This is a genomic window from Paenibacillus sp. cl130 (assembly GCF_900116035.1).
GTDB classification, from domain to species: domain Bacteria; phylum Bacillota; class Bacilli; order Paenibacillales; family Paenibacillaceae; genus Paenibacillus; species Paenibacillus polymyxa_B.
Window position 1 is genome coordinate 1 of the sequence record NZ_FOYG01000021.1, and the last position, 5,212, is coordinate 5,212.

Here is a 5,212-nt window from a genome sequence, read left to right on the forward strand (position 1 = left end):
CTCTTAATTTTCTGGCCAGTTGGTTTGCCTTTTCGTTTAGCTCCCTATAAGTCAGCTGTTTATCTTCAAACACTACAGCAATATTATTGGGTGTCCGTTCCACCTGTTCCTCAAAAATCTGATGGATGGTCTTTTCCCGAGGGTATCCTGCTTTTGTATTATTAAATTCATATAATATTTGATGTTTTTCGTCTTGTGACAGCATATCAATTTCTAATAGCCTTTTTTCAGGAAAGGCTGCTGCCTCTTCCAATACATTAAGGTAATGGGCAATAAGCCTTATAACTGACTCTTTCTTAAACAACCTGGTAGCATACTCCAATTCAAATGCAATACCGTCCTCTGTTTCCTCAGCGTTTAAAGTCAAGTCAAACTTGGATATTCTTACTTCACTGTCATAGGGCATAAACCTTAGCCCATCCATCTTCACTTCTGATGCCTCGATATTTTGCAGTACAAACATAGTATCGAAAAGTGGATTTCTGCCCAGATCCCTTTCCAGGTTAAGCTTATCTACCAGTTCTTCAAATTGGTAATCTTGGTTTTCGTAAGCCCTTAAGGAGTTTTCTCTTACTTCATTAAGGAAGTCCACAAAAGTCTTTCCACCTTGAGGGTGATTCCTCATGGCTAGCGTGTTTACAAACATACCAATAACGTCCTGAAGATCAGTATGCGGCCTTCCTGCAACGGGACTTCCAACTATAATATCTTCCTGTCCGGTGTACTTGGATAAAAGGACATTGTATGAAGCTAAAAGTACCATGTAGAGCGTGGCACCATTATTCACTGCAAGTTTGTTCAGTTTAACAGCAAGCTCCTTGCCTGCTTTGAAACTGATCACATCTCCCTCAAAACTCTGTATAGCTGGCCTAGGGTAGTCTAGCGGCATATTAAGCAAAGGAATTTCTCCTTTGAATACTTGGAGCCAGTATTCTTCCTGCTTACTAATTGTCCCATCAGCAAACAGCCTGTTCTGCCATACGGAAAAATCCTTGTACTGAATCTTAAGTTCCGGAAGTTCCTTACCTTCATACAGGCTCATAAATTCTCTTACCAGTATGTCGTCAGACACCCCGTCAGATATAATATGGTGCTTATCAGACATCATAATATATCTGTCTTCTCCAACTTTTATAAGCCCAACCCTAAGTAAAGGAGCCTCATCAAGGTCAAAGGTCCTAATAAATTCACTGGCTATTTTCGCAGCTCTTTCCTCATCGGTTTCCATATACATAACACTAAAATCCACATTGCTATGGACCTTTTGTACCGGTTTACCATCTATCATATGGAATGAGGTACGGAAAGACTCATGTCTGTCAACAAGCTCCCTAAAAGCCTGTTCAAAGCGCAGTTTATCGAGTTTGCCTTCAATTAGCATAATACCAGGCATGTTGTATGCCATCCCAACTGCGTCAAGCTGGTTTAGAATATACAGCCTTTTCTGGGCGGATGAAATTGGATAGTACTCCATCTCCCCAGCCGGCCCAATAGAATGAAATACACTCTCCTTTGCAATCTTGATGCACTCGGCAACTTCAGACATATTTGGGCTCTTAAATATTTCTTTAAGCGGTATGTTTACATTGAACTCTTTGTGAATCCTGGCAATAAGATTTGCTGCCCTTAAGGAATGTCCCCCCAGCTCAAAGAAATTGTCGTTTCTTCCCACTTTCTCTATACTAAGGATATCCTGCCACAACCCCGCAAGTTTCTCCTCCACTTCACCCAAGGGTGCGACATACTCTATTCCAGCATCGATATTGCCGTCAGGTTCGGGCAATGCCTTCCTATCTATTTTGCCATTGGGAGTCAGCGGCAGCTTTTTTAACTGCATAAAATAGGATGGTATCATATAGTCTGGAAGGTCCTTTAAGAGATGTCCCCTTAGTTCTGCTATTGTTAATTCATTTTCCCCTGCCACATAGGCACACAGATACTTGTTTCCCTTCTGATCTTCCCTTGCAATAACCACTGCTTCCTTTATTGAAACGTGCTTTAGCAGTTGTGCTTCTATTTCCCCCAGCTCTATTCTAAATCCCCTTATCTTTACCTGATGATCTACTCTTCCTAAAAATTCCATATTCCCATCAGACAGCCATCTGGCCAGATCCCCTGTACGATACATCCTTTCCCCTGATATAAACGGGTTAGGTACAAATTTTTCAGCTGTCAGTTCGGGCCGGTTTAGATATCCCCTTGCAAGCCCTTCTCCCCCTATGCACAACTCACCCAAAACCCCTGTAGGCTGAGGTCTCAAGTGTTTGTCAACAACGTAGTATTTTATATTTTGCATTGGCTTTCCGATAGGTACACTCCCGGATTCCAAATAGCTTCCCAGTCTCTTTTCGTAATAACTGGAATCTATGGTGGACTCAGTAACCCCATAGCTATTAACAACCCGCAGTTTCTCTCCATACCAGGATTGTAATCTTTCATAATCTTCCACAGAGAGAGTATCTGATCCAAGTATAAGCAACTTGAGGCTATCAATAATCAAAGCATTATCATGGATATAATCCATAAGAGGAATAATCAGTGCCGGTGTGGATTCAAAGATGGTTATTTTATGGGTTTTAATAAGTGAATATAATCGTGCAGGATCGTATCTCTCCTCGGATGAACAAATAACCATTTGGCCTCCGTTGAGCAGCGTTCTCGAAACATCTCCCACAAATACATCAAAAGAAAAACTTGCGATTTGCAACAGCTTTACATCCATATCCGCAAGCCTATATTCCTTTTTCCATGCGTAAGATATGTTGACAAGACTTCTATGCTCTATCATGATCCCCTTTGGCTTTCCTGTGGTTCCTGATGTATAAATGACATATGCTAAATTACAAGATTTATTAATGACAGGAAGATTTTCTGTTCTCCCGTTGTAATTCACACAGTCATCAAAGCTTATAATATCAAGATCAAATTTAATTTTTTCTTTATGATGTTCTTGCGTAAGAATAATTCCAGCCAAGCTGTCATCGATCATATATCTGATTCGTTCTTCAGGATATTCGGTGTCTATGGGTAAATACGCGCCTCCTGCTTTAAATACAGCAATTACACCTATTATCATTTCTATGGACCGGTCTACCATTATAGCTACTACACTGTCAGGTTTTAATCCCTTGTCCCTTAAGATCCAAGCCAGTTGATTGGCCTTTTCATTAAGTTCTCCGTAAGTCAAGTATTTATCTTCAAATACTACTGCTATGTTATCAGGCGTCTTTTCCACTTGTTCTTCAAATAGCTCTTGTATGGTCTTATCCTTAGGATATTCTACTTTTGTATCATTGAAGCCATAGATTATTTGCTGTTTTTCCTCCTGGGACAACATATTTATTTCCGACAACCTTTTAAACGGATTTGCGGTTATCTCTTCCAACACGTTAAGGTAATGAGCCGCCAACCTTTTTATAGTCTCTTTTTTGAAAAGCCGAGTACAATATTCAAAGCTAAAAGCCATACCATCTTCACGCTCTATTGCATCAATGGATAGGTCAAATTTTGATATTCTATACTCTAGCCCGTTATTAAAAGGTCTGAAGCTTATACCAGGTACTGCAAATTCTACCTTAGAGGCATTTTGCATGGTAAACATAGTATCAAACAGTGGGTTTCTGCTCATGTCCCTCTTCAAGTTAAGCTTCTCAACCAGTTCTTCAAATTGGTAATCCTGATTGTCATAAGCCCTTAGAGCGTTTTCTCTTACTTCATTCAAGAATTCTACAAAGGTACTATCTCCCTTGGGGTAATTTCTCATAGCCAAGGTATTTACAAACATACCAAGGATATCCTGCAGGTCTGAATGTGGCCTTCCGGCTATAGGGCTTCCAACGATTATGTCTTCCTGTCCGGTGTGCTTAGACAGCAATATGTTGTATGCCGCGAGCAGTGTCATGTAAAGCGTAGCCCCATTATCCCTTGCAAGCTTGTTTAATTTATTCGTAAGCTCACTGCCTGCTTCAAAGCTAAAAAAATCCCCTTCAAAGCTTTGTATTACAGGCCTTGGATAGTCTAGCGGCATATTCAGTACAGGTATTTCTCCCTGGAATGCTTGGAGCCAGTATTCCTCCTGGCTGCTAATTCCGCCCTCATCAAACAGTTTATTCTGCCATACAGCGTAGTCCTTGTACTGTATCCGAAGTGCTGGAGGGTTGTTTCCTTCATAAAGATCCATAAACTCACGAATCAGTATGTCCATGGAGACACCATCGGATATAATGTGATGCATATCAAACATCATAAGATGCCTGTCTTCTCCCGTTTTTACAAGCTCTACCCTTAGCAGAGGAGCCTTGCCAAGATCAAAAGGTCTGGCAAATTCCCCAGCATACTCTGCGGCTTTTTCTTCGTTAGTTTCAAAGTACATCACGCTGAATTCCACATGGTCATGAACCTTCTGGACCGGGTTACCATCGATCATGTGGAACGATGTTCTAAGAGTCTCATGCCTTTTTACCAACTGCCTGAAGACTTCCTGGAAACGCGCTGTATCAATGCTTCCTTCCAGCAGCATAATACCAGGCATGTTGTATGCTGTCCCTGCCCCTTCAAGCTGGTTTAGTATATACAGCCTTCTTTGTGCAGATGACATAGGGTAGTATTCCATTTCTCCTGCCGGTTGGATTGACTGATATAGGCTCTCCTTTGAGTCTTTAATATATCTGGCAATTTCTAAGATGGTTGGTGTCTTGAATATTTCCTTAAGAGGTATGTCTATATTGAACTCTTTGTGAATTCTTGCTACAAGGCTTGTTGCCTTTAACGAGTGTCCCCCAAGCATAAAAAAGTTATCATTTCTTCCTACCTTCTCTATTCCAAGGATATCCCGCCACAACAGCGCAAGTTTCTCCTCTATTTCTCCCGAAGGTACTACGTATTCTACGCCGGTATTAACATTGCTATCGAGCACAGGCAATGCTTTCCTGTCTATTTTTCCATTAGGGGTCAATGGCAGCTTTTCCATCCGCACAAAGTAGGAAGGGATCATGTAGTCCGGGAGCTCTTTTGACAAGTGTTCCCTCATCCCCTGTACGGTTATTTCTTGATCCGGTACGACGTATCCACAAAGATACTTATTTCCGTCAGCTCCTTCTTTGTCCAATACCACCGCTTCTTTTATTGCTTCATGCTTTAATAACCGGTTCTCTATTTCACCCAGTTCTATCCTGTAGCCTCTTATCTTTACCTGATGGTCGATCCTGCCCAG

The 5,212-nt window shown here is 41.3% G+C and carries 1 protein-coding gene; it reads right to left on the minus strand.

Annotated elements, in window-relative coordinates:
* Positions 1-5,212: non-ribosomal peptide synthetase (locus BM358_RS26125; protein WP_143109575.1), on the minus strand; the 5,212-nt coding region annotated here is incomplete at both ends.